The organism is Akkermansiaceae bacterium (genome assembly GCA_024233115.1).
Lineage (GTDB): Bacteria > Verrucomicrobiota > Verrucomicrobiia > Verrucomicrobiales > Akkermansiaceae > Oceaniferula.
The window spans coordinates 626,930-647,583 of sequence record JACKQB010000003.1 but is presented as its reverse complement, the minus strand read 5'-3'; the positions used below and the strand labels follow the sequence as shown (position 1 = coordinate 647,583).

Here is a 20,654-nt window from a genome sequence, read left to right as displayed (position 1 = left end):
ATGTTGGGAATGGATGATTGAAGGAATGGATAAATGAAGGAATGAGGGGCAGTTTGGTATTTGGATTTAGAGCTTGGAACTTCCAGGCTCCGCCTGATGGTGGTGGTCGTGGAGCATGTGCAGTCCCTGGCGGAAGTATTCGATGCCGGACCAGACGGTGAACAGGGTGGCGGCGATGGTGGGGTAAAGCGGGTCGAGGGGGATGATTTTCAGCATCACCCAGCCGAGCAGAACCATCTGGGTGACGGTGCAGACTTTTCCTGTCCAGTGTGGCCGGATGGGGACGTGGGAGTTGAAGTAGTGCAGAATCCAGATGCCGACAATGATAATGATGTCGCGCGCGATCATCAGTGCGGTGAACCAGATCGGGATGTGCCAGCCCTCGCCCCAGGGGACGAAGGTGAGAAAGACGATGCCGGTGAGCAGCAGGGTCTTGTCGGCAAACGGGTCCATGAACGCGCCGAACTTGGAGCGTTGGTTGAAGTGGCGCGCGATGTAGCCGTCGATGCCGTCGCTGACGGCGGCAAAGATGAACACGCCCACCGCCCACCAGCGGATGGTTTCATTGGGGGTTCCCGCCTTGACACTTTCGCCATAATAAACGGCAAGCACTGCGAAAACCGGGGCGCAGAACAGGCGGCCAAGGGTGATTTTGGATGCCAGGGTCATGGACGTATTCTCAAGTTTCAAGTTTTCACTGTCAAGTGTTGCTATTTTCCATCAACAAGCCTCAGATGCGTGTGTGAACCAGACGGAAATCAAAGAGCGGCTCGATGCCATGGGCGTTACCCCATCCAAGAAACTCGGACAGAATTTTCTCATCGATGAAAATGTCGCCCGCTGGATTGTCGACCAGCTTGAAGTCAGGCCAGGGGATACGGTGGTGGAGGTCGGTCCCGGAACGGGCGCTCTCACCGAGCACCTGGTGCAGACGGCGGCCAGGGTGATACTCGTCGAATTTGATGCCCGGCTTGCCGAGGGGTTGAAAAAACGATTCGATGGCAATGATCAGGTCGAGGTCCACCACCATGACGGTGCCAGGTTTGATGTGCGGCAGTTGTTCAAGCACCAGCCGGTCAAGTTGTTAGGTAACCTGCCTTACTCTGCGGGTGGCGCGATCATGCGGAATTTCATGAAGCGCCCCTCACCCGTGTGCAAAGCCGTGCTGATGCTGCAAAAGGAATTCATCGACCGTATCATTGCCGTTCCAAAAACCAAGGCTTATGGAGTGCTGTCCCTGCGGATGCAAAGCGAGTGGGTGAGCAAACCGGTGAAAACGATTCCGCCGCAGGCGTTTTTTCCGCGGCCGCTGATCGACTCCACCGTCATGGTCTGCGACCCTCGTGGTGAAGACCTTCCCGTTTATGATGCCCGCTTGTTTGATGAAATTGTTAGGCGTGGTTTTGCGCAGCGCCGGAAACAAGTGCGCAAGCAAATGCCGGACACCGGTAGCTGGCAGGAGGCCGCCAAGCTTGTCGGAGTGGCCGAGACCGCGCGTGCCGAGGAAATCAGCCTCGACCAATGGATCGGGCTGACCCGGTTTTACGATGACCACCCGCTCAAGGACACTGCGCAGCAGGGTGACGAGTTATTTGACGTGGTTGACGACGACGACATGGTCTTGCGACAAGCAACGCGCGATACAGTGCATCAGCAAAACTTGCTCCATCGGGCGGTACACCTCTTTGTATTTAACAAACGCAAAGAGCTCTTTCTGCAAAAGCGTTCCCGGCTCAAGGACAGGCATCCCGGTGTCTGGGATTCGAGTGCTGCCGGACATCTTGCCGCGGGTGAGGACTATGAGGAAACGGCGGTCCGCGAGCTTGATGAGGAAATGGGGATCAAGGGCACCGAGGTGCAGGAGGTGGGGCGGGTCGCCGCTTGTGAAAATACCGGCTGGGAGCATGTCAGGCTCTACCTCGCCCGCCATGATGGTGCCGTTCGGTTCCCATGCAGTGAAGTGGAGGCCGGCCAGTGGTTTTCCTTGGATGAGCTCCGCCAGTGGGTGCATGCGCGACCACAGGATTTTGCCAGTGGATTCATCGAGTGTTGGAATGTGTTTGATTCGATGTTAGACAAGTAGTGCCGGGTATGGTTTTTTTTCTTGGCCAGCACAGGGAGGGGTGTGTTAAGGTGAGGGCTATGAAAATACCAGGTGTGTGTGTATTGGTTGTTGTCGTCGCCGTGAGTCTTTCCTCGCTTGCCCACGCGGCTGATTGGCGTGTTGAATTGGTGCCGAGCCGTCATTCCGAGGGAAAAGGCCAGGTTCTTTATGCCACCAAGCCTTTGGATAAATTCTACATCGTGCTTCATAATACCTCGGGGCAAGACCAACGCGTCTGGCGGGATTGGTGTCCCTGGGGGTATCACAACCTTTCTTTACACGCAGAGCTTGATAACGGGAAAAAGGTATTGCTCACCACCGCGACTAAAAACTGGGGCAGGTCCTACCCGGATGCAGCACTCGTCCGGGCCGGGAAATCCTATGTTTTCGAGGTTCATCTGGCCGGCAAGGTCTGGAAAGGACTGGAGGAATTACCTGGATCCGCCTTCAAGCTGACGGTTGTCTATGAGGTGAAAGAGACTGCGGAATCAAAACAAAAACACGTCTGGACTGGAAAAGTCAGTTCGGAGGCTGTCACGGTGACTGTGCGCAAGTAGCCTGGTTTCCGGGCAGTTGATTTGTGCTGCAACCCTTGATCCGTGCAGCAACCCTTGGTTTTCAAATGAGAAACGACAGATGAGAAACGATGGTAGGTCCACCAGGAGTCGAACCTGGATCTACGGCTTCGGAGGCCGTTATACTATCCATTGTACTATGGACCCGTATGGCTCACAACCGACGGTGAGTCAGCTCAGCGTGCCTTCTTGGAAGGAAGGTTCGCAGTCGCGGGAGATGCCTACTGTGCAAATTATAGCTAGTCAAGAGGTGAGTTTGGAGAATCAAGGAAATGATCTTTTTCGCAATTTCCTCCTTTACTCTAAGAAGATGATTAGCAGAATCGTTTTCACTCAGTGATTGCAACCAAGAAAAAGTAATCATCGCAAAATCCCCGACCTACACATCAACCTATGACAAGCATGAACAAAACATCCTACCGATCCGTTAAGACCGTAGCCATTGCAACCTCCACTGTATTTCTAACATCAGCTTCGCTGTTTGCCGCTCCGGCAGAGGGAAGTGTGCTGAAGCGATACGTGCTTGATGGTGGCTGGCCCATGATTCTGATTGGACTGCTAATCCTCGCACTGATTGCGCTTTGCGTCTTCAACTTCATGAACCTGACCAAGTCCAAGTTTGCGCCGGACGACCTCAAGGCCGGTCTGATGGATCACATGTTGAATTGTCGTATCCGCTCCGCCATTGAACTCGGAGCTTCCCACCCAAGCTATCTTGGCCGCATGATGGCCTACGCCCTTCCCAATGTGGACGCCCGCCGTCCGGAGGATCTCGGACGTGACTACGTCGAGGACGCTGTTGCCGACTTCACCATCAACGAGAATCGTAAAAGCATGACACTCATCAACTACATCTCCCTGATCGCCCAAGCAGCCCCGATGATGGGACTGTTCGGAACCGTTCTTGGTATGGTGGGTGCTTTCGGAACTCTCGCCAGTGGTGACGGATCGGCTGATCCATCCGCTCTCGCCGGTGACATCTCCGTGGCGCTGCTGACCACTCTCTGGGGCCTGGTGACCGCCATTCCCTCACTGACCGCCTATTTCTTCTTCAAGAACAAACTCAACAACCTCGTCGCCGAGTGCCACCACACAGCCGAGGAGTTACTCAACGCCTCGATCCAGACGGTCAACGGAGACGCGCATCTGGCTAAGATTCCCGAGGGTATCGCCGTTTAAGCCACGGGTGCCTTCGGAAACCAGACCTGTGTGAGGTCAAAGAGAGGGGCAATCCACTCCAACCGCACACAGGGCCCCCCCTTCAGGGGAGGCCTGGAAACCGGGGCATCATCTACCAAACAGCAAACCACGAAAGGAATCTTAACTATGGCATCAAAAAAATTACGCGCATCAGCCGCAGCTAACGACGATGAACTGAAGGTCGACATGTCGCCCATGATCGACATGGTCTTCCTGCTGCTCATCTTCTTCATTGTTGCCTCCACGGTGATTGTGGTGAAACAAGATCCGGAGGTGCAGCCTCCAGTAGCCAAGCATTCTAAGAAGGCGAAAGACGGCAAGGGCCGTATCGTGATCAACATCCGCAAGGATGGCACTTTCCGCGCGGAGAAAACCACCACGGAGTTCACCGATGCCGAGGGGATCGAGGATTACGTTAAAAAGCAGAAAGCGATCGAAGAAGGCAAGGGCCTGGTTCCCATTATCCACCTTCGTGGTGATAAAGGGGTCTCGTTCAAATACGTCCGCACCGTGATACGCGCCGCCGCCAAGGCCGGCGTCGATAACGTTGTGTTCTCGGTCTACGGATTCGAGAGAAACTAACCCAAGAAAAGAATTACCTACATACCATGTCTCGCAAAAAGAAAGCCGACCATTTGGAGGAAGATGAACCAGGGTTGGATATCTCGTCTCTGATCGACGTTTGTTTCCTTCTTCTCATTTACTTCCTAGTCACCACCACCATCCAGCCCCGTGAGCAGGATCTGAAAATGTCGCTGCCCGCAGCGGCTCCCAGTGAAACCCCACCCGTTCTGGCGCCCATGTTTATCAAGGTGGACAAAGGTGGTGATGTTTACATCAACACCGGGCCAGCGCAGGAGCTTGTGGAGTCGGACCCTGACAGCCGCAAGCTACCGGAACTGCGTAACCGTCTCGACGGATACGTGGCCACCGCCAAAGCAGGTGCGCAGGAGCCCATTGTCCAGATATGGGCGGACGGCGAAGCTGAACAGCAGCGCATCGTTGATGTTCTCAACTGTCTCGCCGGTGTCCAGATCTCCAAGGTCACCTTCACCGATCTGGTGGATACTCCCTAAGTCATCTCAGGCTCTCCATTCGCATCATCGCGGTGGGGAGCTTTTTTTACACTCCAGTTTTTCCCCTAATGGATTGCCATTGTCATGCGTTGTATAATACAACGGCTATGGCGAGGTTTTCCATTTCGGATAGAAGACTGAAGCTAGAACGAAAATGACGATATTGGGAGGGTCTGCAATCCCCTGCATCATCCCCCGCATCAGAATTCAGAGTCGCTAATAACACGTCCATTACGAACTCCCCCCTACTCACCACTTAACAAAGTTAAACCATGAATACGATATTCAAGCTCAAATCATTCACGCAAGCCCTCGCTGGCGTCTCTCTCGCTGTTATGGCGATGACGGGGACTGTGAAGGCGCAGGACTTGCAAACCCAGATGTCCCAGGCCAATGCTGCCTGGAAAGAAGGTCAATACGAAAAGTGCCAGGCGCTTTTTACCCGTATCGTATCATCCTACGGCAAACGTGCCCCCATGCTCTACGGCCCCAAGTTCGGCTTGATCTACTACCGTAAAGGGCTGTGCGAACTCAAGCTGGCCGGCATTGAGAAACGCGACAACAAGCTCAAGGGGGCGGCCAAGTGGTTTGAGCTGGCAGCCAAGTCGTTCGAAAGCTGTTACAAGGAGTATCCCAACGGCGCGAAAGGGATGCCCCAGACCATCAATACCTCGCACAAAGCGGCCCTGCAACGCTGGGCCGAGGCGAGTATGGGTATGGGTGAATACAAAGAGGCCATCAAGCTCTACCAGAAATTCCTCGCCGAACGCGACCCCAACAAGGACAAAATCCTGCCAACACCAGGTGGATTCTACATCAATCTCGCCATCTGCCACTTCCTTATGGAGCAGCCCAAGATTGCGGACGGTATCCGTCACTTCGAGACCTCATTAAAAAATAAAGAGAAAATGCGCACGGCCGATGCAGGGATCGTAGCCGCTTTCCTCGCCCTTTCCCAAGCGGTTATCCAGGAAAAGGATGAGAAGGCCATGGTGGATTTCCTCAACAAGAATCGTGCGGACATCACTCTCGAGCCATACCAGATGTATGAATTCACACCTGTGTTTATGAAGCTGGCTGGCAATGCCCTCGAAGCCGACATGTACGTCGCTGCCTTTAATCTCTACGCGCTCATCCCCGGCACAGAGGATGTCATCCAGGATATCAAAGTGCGTCTGGATCAGTTGCCCGAGCGTCGGGGCATCGTCGATGGAAGCAAGGTTATTGAAACTGACCGCCTGCAAAAAGGGCTGAGTAAAATGGAAAACAAACTCCGCTCCGGTGACCCCGATGACGTCGGAGTGCTTACCGCCATGTGCTACCTGCACGATCAAGCCGGCAACCAGCGCGGTGTCTACGGTGCCCTTGAGCAGCTTGAACTCTATTACCCGAAGAGCAAGAAGCGTGAAACCAATCTTTATAACCTCGTGCGCGTTTCCTCGCTCATCGGAGAAATCATGGCCACCGAACACTATGGATCCATTTTCCTCAAGGCCTTCCCCGAGAGTGACAAGGTCGAAAGCGTTCGCCGGATGATGCTCTCCAGCCTGTTTTTCGGCGGTGAGTATCAAAAGAGTCTTGAGGTCGCCGAAGTGCTGATCGACAAGGTTCCCAAACCATCCGAGCAACATGACATCTGTCTCTTTGTCCTCGGTGGTAGCCATTTCTACCTGGGTCAGTTTGAAAAAGCGCAGCCGTTCCTGGAGCAGCACGTCAAGGAATACCCCAAGAGCAAGCTCATCATGCACTCCGAGTACTTCGAGGGCTCGAACCTGACCCGCCTTCAATACTGGGAGAAAGCAGCTGAGTTGCTCGACAAGTTCCTCAAGAAATACCCCGAGCCCGGCAAGAATATTTACCTGCCCAACGCCCTGTATGACCGTGCGAACTGCCACTTCTCCGAAAGTCAGTATGAACCCGCGCTTGTCCTGCTCGATCGCCTTGAGAATGAGTTCCCCGACACGGGAGTCATCGACATGGCATACAACATGAAGGGCAACATCCTGGAAAGCACGGCCAAGATTGAGGAAGCGGAAAAATACTACAAACTCGCTCTTGAGATTGCCGAGAAGCGCGAAAACAAAATCGTGGCCGGCGAGGCATTGAGCTATCTCGTTGGTATGCTGGGCGTGGAAAAACGTGGTGAAAAGAAAGAGCCCAATCCACGCATCAAGGACGCAGTGCCATGGTATGACAAGTTCATGAAGGAATACCGTACCAACCCCTTCAAACCGCAGGTGGTGGTGCACGGTATGGCCGCCATGAGGGCTGTTGATCGCGAGCAGGAGGGACTTGATAACCTTCAGGCGATGATCACAGAGCTCGCTGGTAAAGAGGAACCGTATTACCTTGAGGAATGTGTGAATGCCTATTCCAAGTTCTATCTCGAGGTGAAAGGGAATACGGCGGAGAAACTCAAGGAGCTGTATTACAACTTCCCCGGCATCAACCTCGCTAACAAACGTGTCCTTGCCCTCCTGCGCATCGCCATCATCGGTGTCTATGAAGAGCAGATCAAAAAGGCGGAGGCTGAGAAAGACAGCGACCGCATACTCCGTTACACAGCAGGGATCAAGGCTCTGTTCAAAGACCTCAAGAGTGAGTTCGATCCCAAGGATCTTACCAACTTCGTATTACTTCGCGTCGGTGACTATCTTCGCGAGAAGACATCGGCACCCAAGCAGGCCCTCGCCTATTACGAGGAACTGTTGCAGCGTGACGATAAGTTCGGTGAATTCAAGGCCCGTCTCGGAATCGCCGATGTGCTTGGCCAGTCCGATAGTGCTGCCGACAACAAAAAGGCGATCATAAGCCTGGAGGACATCATTGACCGGGCGAAGGACGATCCCAAGACACAGGAGGATGCCCTGTTCCGCGTCGTCGAAATCAGTGCCAAGATCAGCGACTGGGAAAAGTGTGAAAAATCGGCAAGAGCCTATCTCGATGCCAAGTACACCAAGAAGTCGGCGGAAGTCAGCTATCTCTTTGCCCTCTCCTTTGATAAACGCGGCAACGAGAACGATGCCCTGTTTTACTACGGCATGGTCTATAACCGCTACCGTGGCTTCATCCGCATCTCCGCTCCTTCCGTGAAGCGGATCCTGGAAATCATGTGGGACCGCAACCTCGCCGCCGGCCAAACCGTTGGTGTGGGTGACAAGGAGATTACTCTGGAAATGGCCGACCGACAGGCCTGTTACCAGAAAATCGGCTGGCCATACATCACCGGAACACGCCGCATCCGCGAAACCAATCCAGATATGACCGATGCCGAGAAAGAGATATGGGACGAGGTCGCTGCTCTCGTTAAACAATACGAGACATCGGGGCAGATCAAGACGATGGACCAAGTCCGTGCCGAGGAATTGGAAAACAAACGCCGTGGCAGAGGCAATTAATCCTGCCCCCGCTCATCCATATTGAAAATCAAAACCCAATTACTAACAATCATGAATATCCGATCATTTTTCAAATACTTGCCTGTTGCCGTGATGCTCTGGTCAGGGGCACCGGCCTCTGCAGAACAGGCAGCGGCCAGGTTGCTCTATAACGACGGCTCCCACGATGACGTGCTCGTCATCAACTACGCCAATGGTGTGGTCACCTACCGTTTGAATGAGCGGGCGCTGAATATCGTGCGTGTTGGCAGGCCCAAACTCCAGGCGGTCTACTACTACGAACCGAAAATCTTTTCCGAAGCAATGGACTTGTACCGCGGCAGGAACTATGAAGAGGCGAAACCGAAGTTTGCCGAATGCGAAACCGCATTTCGGGATATGGATACATCGCCGAATAACTACGCATCACTCGCCGGGTTCTACAAGATGGAGTGTAGTCGCCGCATGAACAAGCTCGACGACCTGAGTAGCGAGATGGAGAAGTATCGCAAAAAAGGACTGTCCCGGGAAACGCACCTCCAGCAACTGGAAGTGAACACGTTCTGGGAGGCAGTAAGGCTGAAGGACTGGGAGCGCCTTGATCGCCTTGCCCAGGCATGGCATAAACGCAAGGTGACAGGTAGCCAGCGTGCCCAGATTGCTTATTGCCATGGCTTGGCACTGGAACATCTGGCCAAAAAAGACCCCAAGCGTATTAGCGAGGCCTTGAACGCATACAACCGCGCCCTCAGTGCTGATTTTACCGCGTCGATGGAGATCGTACTCAACGCCGCTAACAATGCGCTTCGCGTCTATTCCAGTGACCCCGAGGTCAAGCTGGCCATGACCCTCTGGAAGACCGAAGACGAGAACCCTAACAGTGGTGGTCATCAACGGCTTTTAGAGGCCAATACCTTGGTAAAACTCTACAAGCAGGCCGGGTTCGATAAAATCACCCCGCTCCTGCCTGAGTATAACAAATTCCTCAAATACAGCGCTCCCAAGGGTGACAATGCCGGTTAGTTGATGGCTGGTGCATCGCCCGACGATTCTAGCCCCGGCCTACTCGCCGGGGCTATTTTTTACCCTGGTTTCTACCCTTGGAGCGCGGCGACAAGGGCTCCGGTCAGTAACGCATCCTGGTGGTCAAAGACGGTCCGCAGGTCAAGCAGAAGGCTGCCATCCACCACAGTGCCTACCACGGCTGGCTTGCCGGTCCTGAGTCGTTTGGCAAGTCGGGTGACGGAGATGTTTTCAGGAGTGATGTTGAGTGCCACCGACGGGATTCCGGATTTCGGCATCGTGCCGCCACCTGTGCGCGCCGTGCTGCTGGTCAGCCCACATCTGGCAGGGAGCGTACCGGGGATGTTCTGCAGTATCGACTTCGCCCGTGCTTCCAAGGTGGCCACGTCGGTGGATATGAAATCGAGTGCCGGCACACCACAGGTGCCTGTTTCCGACCGGGTCTGCAAGTAGGTGTCGATACATTCCTGGAGCACGGTAAGGATGAGCTTGTCACAGCGGACTGCACGGAAAAACGGCTCGCTCTTGATGCCTTCGACGAGCTCCTTTTTCCCCGCGATAACTCCCGACTGCGGGCCTCCTAACAGTTTGTCGCCTGAGAAGCAGACAAGGTCGACTCCATTGGCAAGGGCCTCCTGGGGGCGCGGTTCGTGGTCGATGGGGGCCAGTTCATCGATGTTCATCATGGCACCCGAGCCGATGTCCTCGATCAGCGGAAGGCCGTGGCTGTGTGCCAGCTTCGAGAGCTCCACGATGGCCGGCTCCTCGGTAAAGCCGCCGATGTAGAAATTAGACTGGTGCACTTTCAGGATCATCGCGGTTCTGGGGGTGATCGCTTTGGCGTAGTCTCTGAGGTGCGTTTTATTGGTAGCCCCCACCTCCACCAGTTTGGCGCCTGAGGTCTCGAGGATTTCCGGAATGCGGAACCCGCCGCCGATTTCCACCAGTTCGCCCCGGGAGACGATGACTTCGTTTTTACCCTCCTTGCAAAGATGCCTCAACGTCAGCACCAGTGCCGCAGCACAGTTGTTGACAGCCGTGGCGGCTTCGGCTTCCAGCAGTGAGGCGAGCGCTGTCTCCAGATAACCCGCCCGTTTTCCACGGGTGCCCGCCACGAGGTTGAATTCAAGATTGCAGTAGCCCGTGGCGATCTCAGTCAGCTTGGTGGCCGAAAGAGCGCCGAGAGGAGATCTCCCCAGGTTGGTGTGGATGATGACGCCGGTGGCATTGATCACCGACTGCAAACGGCTTGTCGCGAAGGTATCCAGCCGCTTGCCAATCTCAGCCTCCACCTCCTCGCGGGTAGGGGATTTACCTGCAAGGATGTCCTGCCGGATGCGGCTGATCTCACGCTGGACAAAGGCGGTAACCAGGGCGCGTGGCAGCGGGCTGTCGGTCGAAAGTGACTTGGCTAGGATCTCCACAGCAGGAAGTGCGCTCAAGGATTGGTGATTTGATGCCATGGCAGGAAAATTAACGCCTCTTACGGATTTGACAAGGTTGCTTATGACTCACAATCTATGCCCGTGAGCGACACTATCCAAGAAACCCCTCTGGCCTCCCTGCACGTTGAACTCGGAGGGAAAATGGTCCCCTTTGCCGGTTGGAACATGCCGGTGCAATACACCAGTATTATTGACGAGCACACCGCAGTGCGTGAGGATGTCGGAATTTTTGATATCTCCCACATGGGACAGTTTTTTCTCGAAGGCGATGGTGCGGAATCCTGGCTGAATTCAATCCTCGCCAACGACATCGGCAAGCTGGGATTGGGTGAAGGACAATACACGTTCATGTTAAATGAAAACGGGGGCGTGATCGATGACCTCATCATTTACCGGCAAGCCGAAGGCCGTATCTTCCTTGTGGTCAACGCATCCATGATCGAGGAGGACTACAGCTGGCTCAACCAGCACCTGGTGGAGGGCTTGACCCTTACCAACGCAAGTGACGCATGGGCAGGTATGGCCGTCCAAGGTCCTAACTCGTCCAATACTTTTGCCAGACTTTTTCCCGGGCAGGAACTACCCGCCCGTAACGGCATGAAGATGTGGGCCTGTGAAGGGGAGTCACTCTGCGTCTGTCGCACCGGTTACACCGGCGAAGACGGCTTTGAATTCTTCAGCTCGGCGGAAAATGGCAGTGCTTGGTTCCAGCGCTTTATCGATGCTGGCGCGAAGCCTTGCGGCCTCGGTGCCCGCGACAGCCTGCGGCTCGAGGTCTGCTATCCCTTGAATGGCTCGGACCTCTCACCTACTAGAACCCCCCTTGAGGCGGGCCTCGGCTTTTTCTGTGCCCTCGATAAAGAAGGGGGGTTTATCGGTAGCGATGCCCTGATTAAACAGAAAGAGGAAGGTCTCAAACAACGCTTGGTCGCCCTCAAATACACTGGTAGGGGCGCGCCTCCGCGTGCGCACTACGAGGTCTATACCAAAGAGGGGGAATGCATCTCCGAGCTTACTAGTGGCGTGCTCTCACCGAGTCTGAGAGAGGGGATATCCATGGCATACCTGCCTGTTGCATTGGCCAAGCCGGGCACATTGGTCGATATCGATGTCCGGGGCCGCCGATTCGAGGCAAAAGTCGTTAAAAAACCCTTTTACAAAAAACCCTGATCCTGCAAGAAACAAGCCAACCAATCAATCAACACGCCAACCAGCCAACCAACCACACTACCTATGAACGTTCCAGCAAATCTCCGTTACACCTCAGACCATGAGTGGCTTCTTCTCGAGGGCGACATCGCCAAAGTAGGTATCACCGATCACGCCCAGGAAGAACTCACCGATGTTGTTTTTGTTGAATTGCCCGAAATGGGACGCAGCTGCGATGCCGGCGACCCCGTCGCTGTCGTCGAGTCTGTGAAAGCCGCCAGTGATATCTATGTCCCGGTAGCCGGTGAAATCGTAGAAGGCAATATGGCGCTTGAAGCCGACCCCGCACTCATCAACACGGACCCCTACGGCGAGGGCTGGATTTTTAAAATCCGACTCAACGATCCATCTTCCGCAGACGACCTCATGGATGCGGATGCCTACCGTGGGTTGCTTGGCTAAGACCGTCATGAACCACTGAATATTCTAACAGGCGTGCCGGCTTTGCTTGAGCACGCCTGTATTTTGTTACTCCACTTACCCAACTAACCAATAAGATGTATAATGATTTCTGTAGCCGCCATGTCGGCAGTGTCGGGGATACCCGCGAGGGGTTGATCAAAGGTCTCGGATACGAGCGCATTGCCGACCTCATCGATGATGCCGTGCCGTCCAATATCCGTGGTGGCGATCCGTTGGAACTACCACGCGCTCTGAGCGAAACCGCTGCCTTGGAGCGCCTGAAGGGTATCATGAGCAAAAACAAGGTGCTCAAGTCCTACATCGGCCAAGGTTATAGTGGCACGATTGTCCCGGCTGTGATCCAGCGCAATATCCTCGAAAACCCGGGTTGGTACACCGCCTACACACCTTACCAGGCGGAAATCGCCCAGGGGCGCCTGGAAGCTCTACTCAATTTCCAGACCATGATCGCCGATCTCACCGGTCTTGACGTAGCCGGCGCATCACTGCTCGACGAAGGGACGGCTGCCGCCGAAGCGATGACCCTTGCCAAATCCGGCAAGCCCCGTGGCACGACCATGTTTGTCGCGGATACATGCCACCCCCAGACCATCAAAGTCGTGCAGACGCGCGCCGAGCCGCTCGGTATCCAGATCGAAGTAGGCGATTGGAAAGCGTTCGATCCCGCCGGATGCGATGGCATTTTTGCGGTTTTGGTCCAGTATCCCGATACCAATGGCGCCATAGAAGACTACGCGGAATTTATCGATAAAGCCCATGCGGCCGGTGCTCTCGCTATCGTCGCCGCCGATATCCTCGCGCTCACGGTACTCCGGGCACCCGGTGAATTTGGCGCTGATATCTGTGTCGGAAATAGCCAGCGCTTTGGCGTGCCCTTCGGCTTCGGTGGTCCCCACGCAGCATTTATGGCATGCTCGGATAATCTGAAGCGCAAGATGCCGGGCCGCCTGATCGGGGTATCCATCGATTCCCAAGGCAAACCTGGCTACCGCCTCTCATTACAAACCCGGGAGCAGCACATCCGTCGTGACAAGGCAACGTCCAACATCTGTACAGCGCAGGTGCTGCTGGCTGTAATGGCATCGATGTATGCTGTGTACCATGGGCCCCAAGGGCTCAAACAAATTGCCTACAATACCCACTTTGCCGCCCGCATTTGCGCGGCAAGCCTGAAGCAGGCGGGCTTCGAACTCACCAGTGAAAGCTACTTCGACACCATCACGGTAAAGACACCTGGCAAAGCCGACGATATTCTCGCCGCGGCTGTCGGCATTGGCATCAATTTGCGTCGCGTCGATGCTGACCACGTGGGCATTGCATGTGATGAAACCATGGGCTGCATGGAAGGTATGCTCGTGCTCAAAGCCTTTGGCGTCGAGGACGCGGATATCCCCGAATACAATGAAACGGCGTGGGATGGCATTCACGACCGTGGTTCCGAGTTCTGCACGGCTCCTGTTTTCAATAGCTACCATTCTGAAACCGAGATGCTGCGCTACCTGGCGCGTCTTGAGAAAAAGGACCTTGCGCTCAACGAGTCGATGATCGCTCTCGGCTCATGCACCATGAAACTCAACGCCACCGCCGAGATGATGCCCCTCAGTTGGCCGGAGGTTGGAAATATCCATCCGTTCGTTCCGGACGATCAATCCGTCGGCTACCGCGAGATGCTCGATGAGTTATCCGATTGGCTGGCACGCATCACTGGTTTTGCCGCTGTCTCACTCCAGCCCAACGCAGGCTCACAGGGGGAATATGCAGGTCTGTTAGCCATTCGCCGATATCATCTGGCCAAGGGTGATACCGGGCGCGATATCTGTATCATCCCGACATCCGCACATGGAACCAACCCGGCTTCCGCAGTGATGGCTGGTTTTAGGGTGGTGCCCGTAGCTTGTGACGACCAGGGGAATATCGATGTTTCCGATCTCAAGGCAAAAGCCGAACAGCACGCTGAGAAGCTGGGCGCCCTGATGGTAACCTACCCGTCTACCCACGGCGTCTACGAGTCCACCATCGTGGAAATTTGTCAATTGATTCACGCCAACGGGGGGCAGGTCTATATGGATGGCGCCAACATGAACGCCCAGGTCGGCCTGACAAGCCCCGGCCTCATCGGTGCCGATGTTTGCCACCTGAACCTGCACAAAACCTTCTGTATCCCACACGGCGGGGGTGGCCCCGGTGTCGGACCGATTGGTGTGGCCGAGCAACTTGTCCCTTACCTTCCCGGCCATGCCAGCATGGAAAACGAAGAAGCTCCTGTCTGTTCAGCCGCTTACGGAAGTGCCAGTATCAACACGATCTCATGGATGTATATCGCCATGATGGGGGCCGAGGGACTCACCGAGGCCACCAAGATCGCCATCCTCAATGCCAATTACGTCGCCAAGCGACTCAACGATTGTTTCCCCGTGCTTTACACGGGTAACAAAGGACTTGTCGCCCACGAGTGTATCATCGATCTGCGCGAGCTTTCCGATCTCAGCGGCATCACCGTCGAAGACGTCGCCAAACGTCTCATGGACTACGGCTACCACGCGCCCACCATGAGCTGGCCCGTCGGTGGCACATTGATGATCGAGCCTACCGAGTCCGAGTCGAAAGCCGAGCTCGACAAGTTCTGCGATGCGATGATCTCCATCCACGGTGAAATCCAAGCCGTCATCGACGGTCGCGCCGACAAGGAGGACAACGTACTCAAAAACGCCCCGCATACGGCTGAAATGGTCATCTCCGACAGCTGGAGCCACCCTTACAGCCGCGAACAGGCGGCCTATCCGGTCAGTTCTCTCCGCGACCACAAATTCTGGCCATCCGTCGGACGTATCGACAACGTCCATGGCGACCGCAACCTTGTCTGCTCCTGCGCAGGTATGGAGGCATACGGAGAGTAGGACAGCTTTGCAAGCTGTCGGCAACCCAAGGAATAATCAACCCAAGAAAAAACCTCTAAACCCTGTCAATAAGATGCCCGACTACACCCCGCCCGCCAGCCCCCGCGATGAAGTCCACGGCTACGTCTACTTTGCCCGACTCTGTAGCAAAGTCCGTCTCCATGCCGCTGGAAAACTTGATCCCGAGTTCCACCCCAACATGGGGAAGGCCATGGACCTCTGGACCTGCCAGTTCCTGCACGTCGACTATGCGGATTTGCAAAAAGTCATCCTCGACGGAGCCACCGATGAACAAGCCCTTGAGTGGTGTTGGAAAAACGGGACCAAACCCAACGAGCACGAACTCGAGTGGTGGTGCAGCTACATGCGCAACCGTGGGTTCCGCGACGACCTCACTGAAAAACTGATCTTCCGCAAGGAGGAGGCAGGCTGGCAGGATCGCGATGACATCCAGTCATTCTTCGACTACCTCGACGCCGACGACGGCCGCTTGTAGAAAGATACGGTTCGTTTACACGTCATATCCGTAGTTGAACCCCATGTGGATATGGGTTATGCGTCGGAAACAGCTTTCGTAGTATGGAAATGATTCGCAAAACACTAGGGATTTGATACTTCCATGCAGCATCGCTTTACGTGGGGCCAGAATCACGCTACAAAAAAGAAAGTGACTCTATACGACCTAGGTTGGAACGGTGAATTCCAAAAAGACATCGACAGGCTTTCGCTGAAAAACTGCGTGCCCGCGCGTTTGATCCGCGACAATAAAATCACCTACGGCGCGCTGTTCATCGACGTTGACGGCGATGTCTGCGAACGCGAGGTCGTCATGAGTGGCAAGGTCTACCACGACGCCGCTACGGACGCTGAGCTGCCTGCGGTAGGCGACTGGGTGGCGCTCGAACTCGCCAAGGACGAGGATGGCGAAAACATGATCCGTGCCCGACTGCCTCGTCAGACCTGTTTTTCCAGAAAGCTTCCAGGAAAAAGTGCCGAGCAACAAGTGATTGCAGCGAATGTTACTGTCGTTGTTGTCGTTACTGATGCCGGCTCGGATTTCAGCCCGCGGCGCATGGAACGCTATTTCACCTTGATCAGGCGCAGTGGCTCGAAAGCCGTCGTTCTGGTCAATAAATCGGATCTTTTTCCCGACAGGCAAAACCATGAGGCTGCCGATTTAATCCGGGGCCTAAGCGAGGATGCCGATGTCCACCTCACCTCGGCCGCTCGCAATGAAGGTCTCGAAGTGCTGAAAAAATACCTTAAGCCCGGAGTCTCCCTGACCCTGGTCGGGTCCAGCGGGGTAGGGAAGTCGACGATTGTAAATCAGTTGTTAGGTGAGGAGTTCCAATGGACCAGTGACGTCAACGATACCACGGGCAAAGGTCGGCATACCACCACGGCCCGCGAACTCATCCTGCTGGATGATGGAGGTATCCTGATCGATAATCCGGGCATGCGCGAAATCCAGATGTGGACGGATGAACGCACGCTTCGTGAAAGCTTCCTCGACGTCGAAGAGCTGGCAGGTCAGTGCAAGTACCACGATTGTAAACACGGCAACGACGCCGGTTGCGCCATCCGCGCCGCCGTCGAAAGCGGTGCACTCGACGAAGCTCGTTACGAAAGCTATCTTAAACTCGACGAGGAGATTGCTAAACTTGAGAAAAGGCAGAAAAAACGACGCCAGCTCTCAGAGCGTCGGGCCAAGCGGGATCACCGCATCAAAGCCAGAAACCTGGCCGACCGGATCGACCAGGATCAGGACCAAAACCCGGACTGGCGCTGAAAGGAGGACTGCTTTGCAAGCTGTCGGCCTCCCAAGGAGTAATCCACCAAGCCTGCCACCAAGTTGCAAACTTGCCCTACGATTATCTAACAATATCACCAGGAAGCGGTTTGCCATCGGAATCCAGCATTTGAATACTCATCATGCTACGATCGGATTTGGGATTCGAGTAACACCAGACGAGTTTTTTCTCCCGGGTGATTTCAAACAGTCCGGCTTCCCCCCCTCCCTTATAGGCGGCGTAGACCCCGACGGCGAGGTTGCCGTTGTCCAGCACATGCACACCACAGAGAGGGCCGAGCGTTAATCCCGGGATGTCCGTGTTGGCGAATTTCCAGACGACTTCGCCTGTGGGTGAAAACTCGGTGATTTGGTCAATATGGCCGACCAGTGTGTTTCCGTTAGTTAGTCGGGAGGCGGAAAAGGCAAGGTTGCCGACCTTGACTTCAAACACGATTTTTCCTTCAGGGGTGTATTCGCGTACGGTGTGTTTCCCGGAATGGCAGACGAGATAGTTGCCATTTTTCAGTTTGCGAACCATACGCAGGTTGTGATGACTGCCTGCCTGGTAGAGGGGCAGTTGGAGTTCAAACACCACCTTGCCATCGCGTTGCATTTCATAGATTTTACCGGTGGAATTCTCGCCCACCAGGATATTGCCATTTTCAAGTGGCTGGCAGCCGTAGGTGCCTCCGCCCTTGGCCACCTTGGGCGCATACATGAAGGTGACCTTGCCCGTCTCGACATCAATCTCCTTGATCCGGTTGTCTGCAATGAGAACCCTGCCGTTTTTCTGCATCCAGCAATCACTGACGTTGTCCCCCTTGTGTTGCCACACGACTTCCCCCTTGGGGTTCATCATGATCACCCGTTTGGCACCGGTGGCGAGGATCTGACCGGATGGTGTGCCCTCCATGACCGGACGTTCGGCGTATATAGGCAGGCAGAATGTTACTAACAGACCAAGTGTGGTGATGACGCTTGTTTTCATAGGTTTATGGATTGGATGGGATGCCCGGATCGTAGTTTTTCCTGCCGTCACGAATAGCTTGGCGGTTCTTATTCTCGATGTCCATACGCCCGGTATATTTGATCAGCCGTTTGCGGTCTTGCGCGGACGGTTCAAAACCATCCATGTCACAGCGTGGCGTCTCTTTGAGCCGCGCCGCTCCTTGTTTGATGATCATCAGCGCTTTGCGGTAGTTTTCTGATTTTGGATCCAGTTGACGCAAACACGGGCTGAGCTCCGGTCTTTCGAAGCTTACCTGCGCCCGTTTGTTAGGTCCATGGCGTAGGGTGAACTCCTTACCTGTGAGTGATGTGAGCTTATCGAGTTCCGACTTGTTGAGCGGGGCACGCCCAGCCACGCCGTCCGGATAGGCACTTTCGTAATCGGGATAATAAGGTGCATTGAGGTCGATCCATGTGGTCAGTCGTTCAAGCTCATCTGCGGATATTTTTACCTCGGTATGATCCTTGTGCCCCTTGCGCAAGACATCGATCAGTTTGCTCTGACTGGAACCCCATGAGCGGGCTTCTTGGATGCTGGCAGGTCCAGCACCGACACCTTTGATATAGCCCCGACTCCAGAGATCGATGTAGGAGGCATTGAATACCAGTGTGCGGTCGCCAGCGAGATTGAGTTTCTCACCAGCAGGTTTGCCGAAGTCATGGCAACTCACACAGTGTTTATCAAAAACGGGTTGGACCTCTCGCTGGTATCCGAAGTTGTTTGTTTGGCCACGCCACCCACCCAGCTTCGATGGCGGGCGTCGAAGCGCAATGGACACAGAATGTTGTGGCGGGATGCTTTCGGTCCGGCTCTCATGGCAGCCCACGCAGCCTTGTGTTTCGCCCGACTGGATCATCGTGCCGCTGCGCATCGACTGGATCATCATTTTATTTTCGTCGAGCAGTTGGAAAAAAACAAACTTGTCCGGAGGGCACTCAAAATGCACCGAGCCATCTTTCTCGACCGGCACGGTGCCCAGAATACGTTTGTTTTCGAAGTTGAGCCAGTTCATGGCAGGCGCCTGTGCCCCTTGTCCTCCCCAGGCCGATTTCGTCCAGTTTTTCTTTTCGGGTGATTCGACCACGCGCAGGTAGCGGGCTTCCCCAGGTGCGACGCCCTTCATGTGCGTGCCAACATGCACGTTCTGGACGTAGAAGGTGCCGTGGCCGTTGCTGTAGTTCCGCTTGACCGGTCGGGTCGGGGAGTGGTTGCGGGCTGTGAGGGGCATGGGGTCGTAGCATCCCAGTTTTTCACGGTGCAGCAGCACTTCGTTGCCAAAGGTGTCGACCAGGAAGATGCCCATTGTTTCGGTCCCGGGACCAAGCTGCCTGGAAACCAGGAAAGTTGTCTCGCTCACGGGCCATGGGTCTTCGTATTTAGGGCTGACTTTTTTAAACGTGTCGAAACCTCCTTTGCCAACGAGGTGGATCGCGTTGTCCGGCCAGGTGCGTATGACCGGTTCTTCACCGTCCACACCCCGGTTACGATCGATGATGGCTAGCGCTCCCCATGGGCGATCGTGGCAGGAGGTAAAGACACACAAACAGCGATCGTTGCCAGGAATGATTCTGGCATCAATCACACCGCCTGGGGACGGGGTGTTGTTACCCCAGAAAACGGCGTGATTCGTGCCGTCGGGATTCATCGTCCAGAGTCCCTGGGCATCGCCGAAATTCCGGTCGACATATTCCCAGCGATCATAAAGCACCCGCCCATCCGGCATCACGCTGCTATGCCCCTCAAACAGGGTGCTTTTGCCGAGTTGGTGGATATTGGCGCCGTCGGCTTCCATCCTGAAGAGGTTGCCCATGATGTGTCTGTTGCAGCCACAATACTTGGGTTCGCGTGAGGAGGTGAAGACGATGGCTCCATCGGGAAGGTAACACGGATCTATGTCAAAGACACCTTTGGCCGAAGTCAATTGCCGGAGGTTGGTGCCGCTGGCATCGATCTCATAAACATGATAGTCGTCATCCTTACTTCGGCGCATGGAAAACAGAATACGCTTTCCGTCGGGCCTGACATCGGGATCTCGCACCAGTCCGGTTGGCCCGGGGTCGAAAATAATGCGGATCTCGCCACTTCTCAGGTCAATCGCTTTCAGCGGTCCTCCGGGGCGGTATTTTCCCGTGTTTAATTCCCCGGTTTGAAAGACGGTTTCCGTATTGTGGTGGTCGGGAAGATACTGTGAGCGTGCGACAAAAAGAATCGGATTGCCGCCAACCAGCGGATGATTCACCAGCGCTTCATACTGGAGTCGGGTGAAGCTCTCACCTGTCCTGTTCTCCGGTTTTGCCAGTCGCCTCAGATAGCTTTCGGCAAGAGGGTAGCGTTTGCCATATCTGGACTGGAGATCCTGTATGGCCGACTTCAATGTATCGGCTGTATTCCCGCCAGGATGTTGAACCGGGGCAGCTGATCCCGCTGGTGACGTGGCCAGTATCAGTGGCGCTATGAGAGCCAAGGTTCTACCAGATGAGGGCATGACTGGTCTACGGGCTGGTAGTTGTTTATCTTACTTGTT

General features: G+C 54.9%; 16 protein-coding genes and 1 tRNA gene. 12 read left to right on the top strand and 5 right to left on the bottom strand.

Annotated features, from left to right (window positions below; translation table 11 throughout):
- Window positions 1-66: 66 nt before the first annotated feature.
- Complete coding sequence (locus H7A51_10725) at window positions 67-669, bottom strand: CDP-alcohol phosphatidyltransferase family protein (GenBank protein ID MCP5536685.1); 603 nt, start codon at window positions 667-669, stop codon at window positions 67-69.
- Between the two features lie 73 nt (window positions 670-742).
- Between H7A51_10725 and rsmA the strand changes: the two genes are divergently transcribed.
- Window positions 743-2,083, top strand: a complete 1,341-nt coding sequence (gene rsmA, locus H7A51_10720) for a ribosomal RNA small subunit methyltransferase A (protein ID MCP5536684.1) — start codon at window positions 743-745, stop codon at window positions 2,081-2,083.
- 59 nt (window positions 2,084-2,142) lie between these two features.
- A complete protein-coding gene (locus tag H7A51_10715; GenBank protein ID MCP5536683.1) occupies window positions 2,143-2,661 on the top strand; it encodes a hypothetical protein in 519 nt (172 codons plus the stop codon).
- A 90-nt stretch (window positions 2,662-2,751) separates the two neighbouring features.
- Here the strand turns inward: H7A51_10715 and H7A51_10710 are convergent.
- A tRNA-Arg gene (locus H7A51_10710) sits at window positions 2,752-2,826 on the bottom strand.
- Between the two features lie 255 nt (window positions 2,827-3,081).
- On the opposite strand from H7A51_10710, the gene H7A51_10705 reads away from it, so the two are divergent.
- The 5 genes from H7A51_10705 to H7A51_10685 all read left to right on the top strand — a co-directional run bounded on the left by H7A51_10705 (window position 3,082) and on the right by H7A51_10685 (window position 9,355).
- Window positions 3,082-3,858 (top strand): MotA/TolQ/ExbB proton channel family protein, encoded by a 777-nt coding sequence (locus H7A51_10705; protein ID MCP5536682.1) that lies wholly within the window; start codon window positions 3,082-3,084, stop codon window positions 3,856-3,858.
- Between the two features lie 147 nt (window positions 3,859-4,005).
- Window positions 4,006-4,461 carry a biopolymer transporter ExbD gene (locus H7A51_10700; protein ID MCP5536681.1) on the top strand — a complete coding sequence of 152 codons (456 nt, stop codon included), beginning with the start codon at window positions 4,006-4,008 and terminating at the stop codon, window positions 4,459-4,461.
- A 26-nt stretch (window positions 4,462-4,487) separates the two neighbouring features.
- Window positions 4,488-4,955, top strand: a complete 468-nt coding sequence (locus H7A51_10695; GenBank protein ID MCP5536680.1) for a biopolymer transporter ExbD — start codon at window positions 4,488-4,490, stop codon at window positions 4,953-4,955.
- A gap of 272 nt (window positions 4,956-5,227) precedes the next feature.
- A complete protein-coding gene (locus H7A51_10690) occupies window positions 5,228-8,353 on the top strand; it encodes a tetratricopeptide repeat protein (GenBank protein ID MCP5536679.1) in 3,126 nt (1,041 codons plus the stop codon).
- A 51-nt stretch (window positions 8,354-8,404) separates the two neighbouring features.
- The gene (locus H7A51_10685) at window positions 8,405-9,355 is read left to right on the top strand and encodes a hypothetical protein (GenBank protein MCP5536678.1); all 951 of its coding nucleotides are present in this window, start codon (window positions 8,405-8,407) and stop codon (window positions 9,353-9,355) included.
- Window positions 9,356-9,426: 71 nt separating this feature from the next.
- Here H7A51_10685 and H7A51_10680 read toward each other — a convergent pair whose 3' ends face one another.
- On the bottom strand, window positions 9,427-10,818 hold the full coding sequence (locus H7A51_10680; GenBank protein MCP5536677.1) for an L-seryl-tRNA(Sec) selenium transferase: 1,392 nt from the start codon (window positions 10,816-10,818) through the stop codon (window positions 9,427-9,429).
- Between the two features lie 63 nt (window positions 10,819-10,881).
- Here H7A51_10680 and gcvT point away from each other — a divergent pair, with 63 nt between their 5' ends.
- The 5 genes from gcvT to rsgA all read left to right on the top strand — a co-directional run bounded on the left by gcvT (window position 10,882) and on the right by rsgA (window position 17,118).
- The gene (gcvT, locus tag H7A51_10675) at window positions 10,882-11,970 is read left to right on the top strand and encodes a glycine cleavage system aminomethyltransferase GcvT (GenBank protein ID MCP5536676.1); all 1,089 of its coding nucleotides are present in this window, start codon (window positions 10,882-10,884) and stop codon (window positions 11,968-11,970) included.
- 63 nt (window positions 11,971-12,033) lie between these two features.
- Window positions 12,034-12,411 carry a glycine cleavage system protein GcvH gene (gcvH, locus tag H7A51_10670; GenBank protein MCP5536675.1) on the top strand — a complete coding sequence of 126 codons (378 nt, stop codon included), beginning with the start codon at window positions 12,034-12,036 and terminating at the stop codon, window positions 12,409-12,411.
- A gap of 95 nt (window positions 12,412-12,506) precedes the next feature.
- Window positions 12,507-15,329: an aminomethyl-transferring glycine dehydrogenase gene (gcvP, locus tag H7A51_10665; GenBank protein ID MCP5536674.1), complete on the top strand. Its 2,823-nt coding sequence runs from the start codon at window positions 12,507-12,509 to the stop codon at window positions 15,327-15,329.
- A 73-nt stretch (window positions 15,330-15,402) separates the two neighbouring features.
- Window positions 15,403-15,825: a DUF5069 domain-containing protein gene (locus H7A51_10660; protein MCP5536673.1), complete on the top strand. Its 423-nt coding sequence runs from the start codon at window positions 15,403-15,405 to the stop codon at window positions 15,823-15,825.
- Window positions 15,826-15,948: 123 nt separating this feature from the next.
- Complete coding sequence (rsgA, locus tag H7A51_10655) at window positions 15,949-17,118, top strand: ribosome small subunit-dependent GTPase A (protein MCP5536672.1); 1,170 nt, start codon at window positions 15,949-15,951, stop codon at window positions 17,116-17,118.
- Window positions 17,119-17,200: 82 nt separating this feature from the next.
- Here rsgA and H7A51_10650 read toward each other — a convergent pair whose 3' ends face one another.
- Together H7A51_10650 and H7A51_10645 are read right to left on the bottom strand one after the other, a co-directional pair.
- Window positions 17,201-18,109: a hypothetical protein gene (locus H7A51_10650; protein ID MCP5536671.1), complete on the bottom strand. Its 909-nt coding sequence runs from the start codon at window positions 18,107-18,109 to the stop codon at window positions 17,201-17,203.
- Between the two features lie 4 nt (window positions 18,110-18,113).
- Window positions 18,114-20,504, bottom strand: a complete 2,391-nt coding sequence (locus H7A51_10645) for a hypothetical protein (protein ID MCP5536670.1) — start codon at window positions 20,502-20,504, stop codon at window positions 18,114-18,116.
- Between the last annotated feature and the right edge of the window lie 150 nt (window positions 20,505-20,654).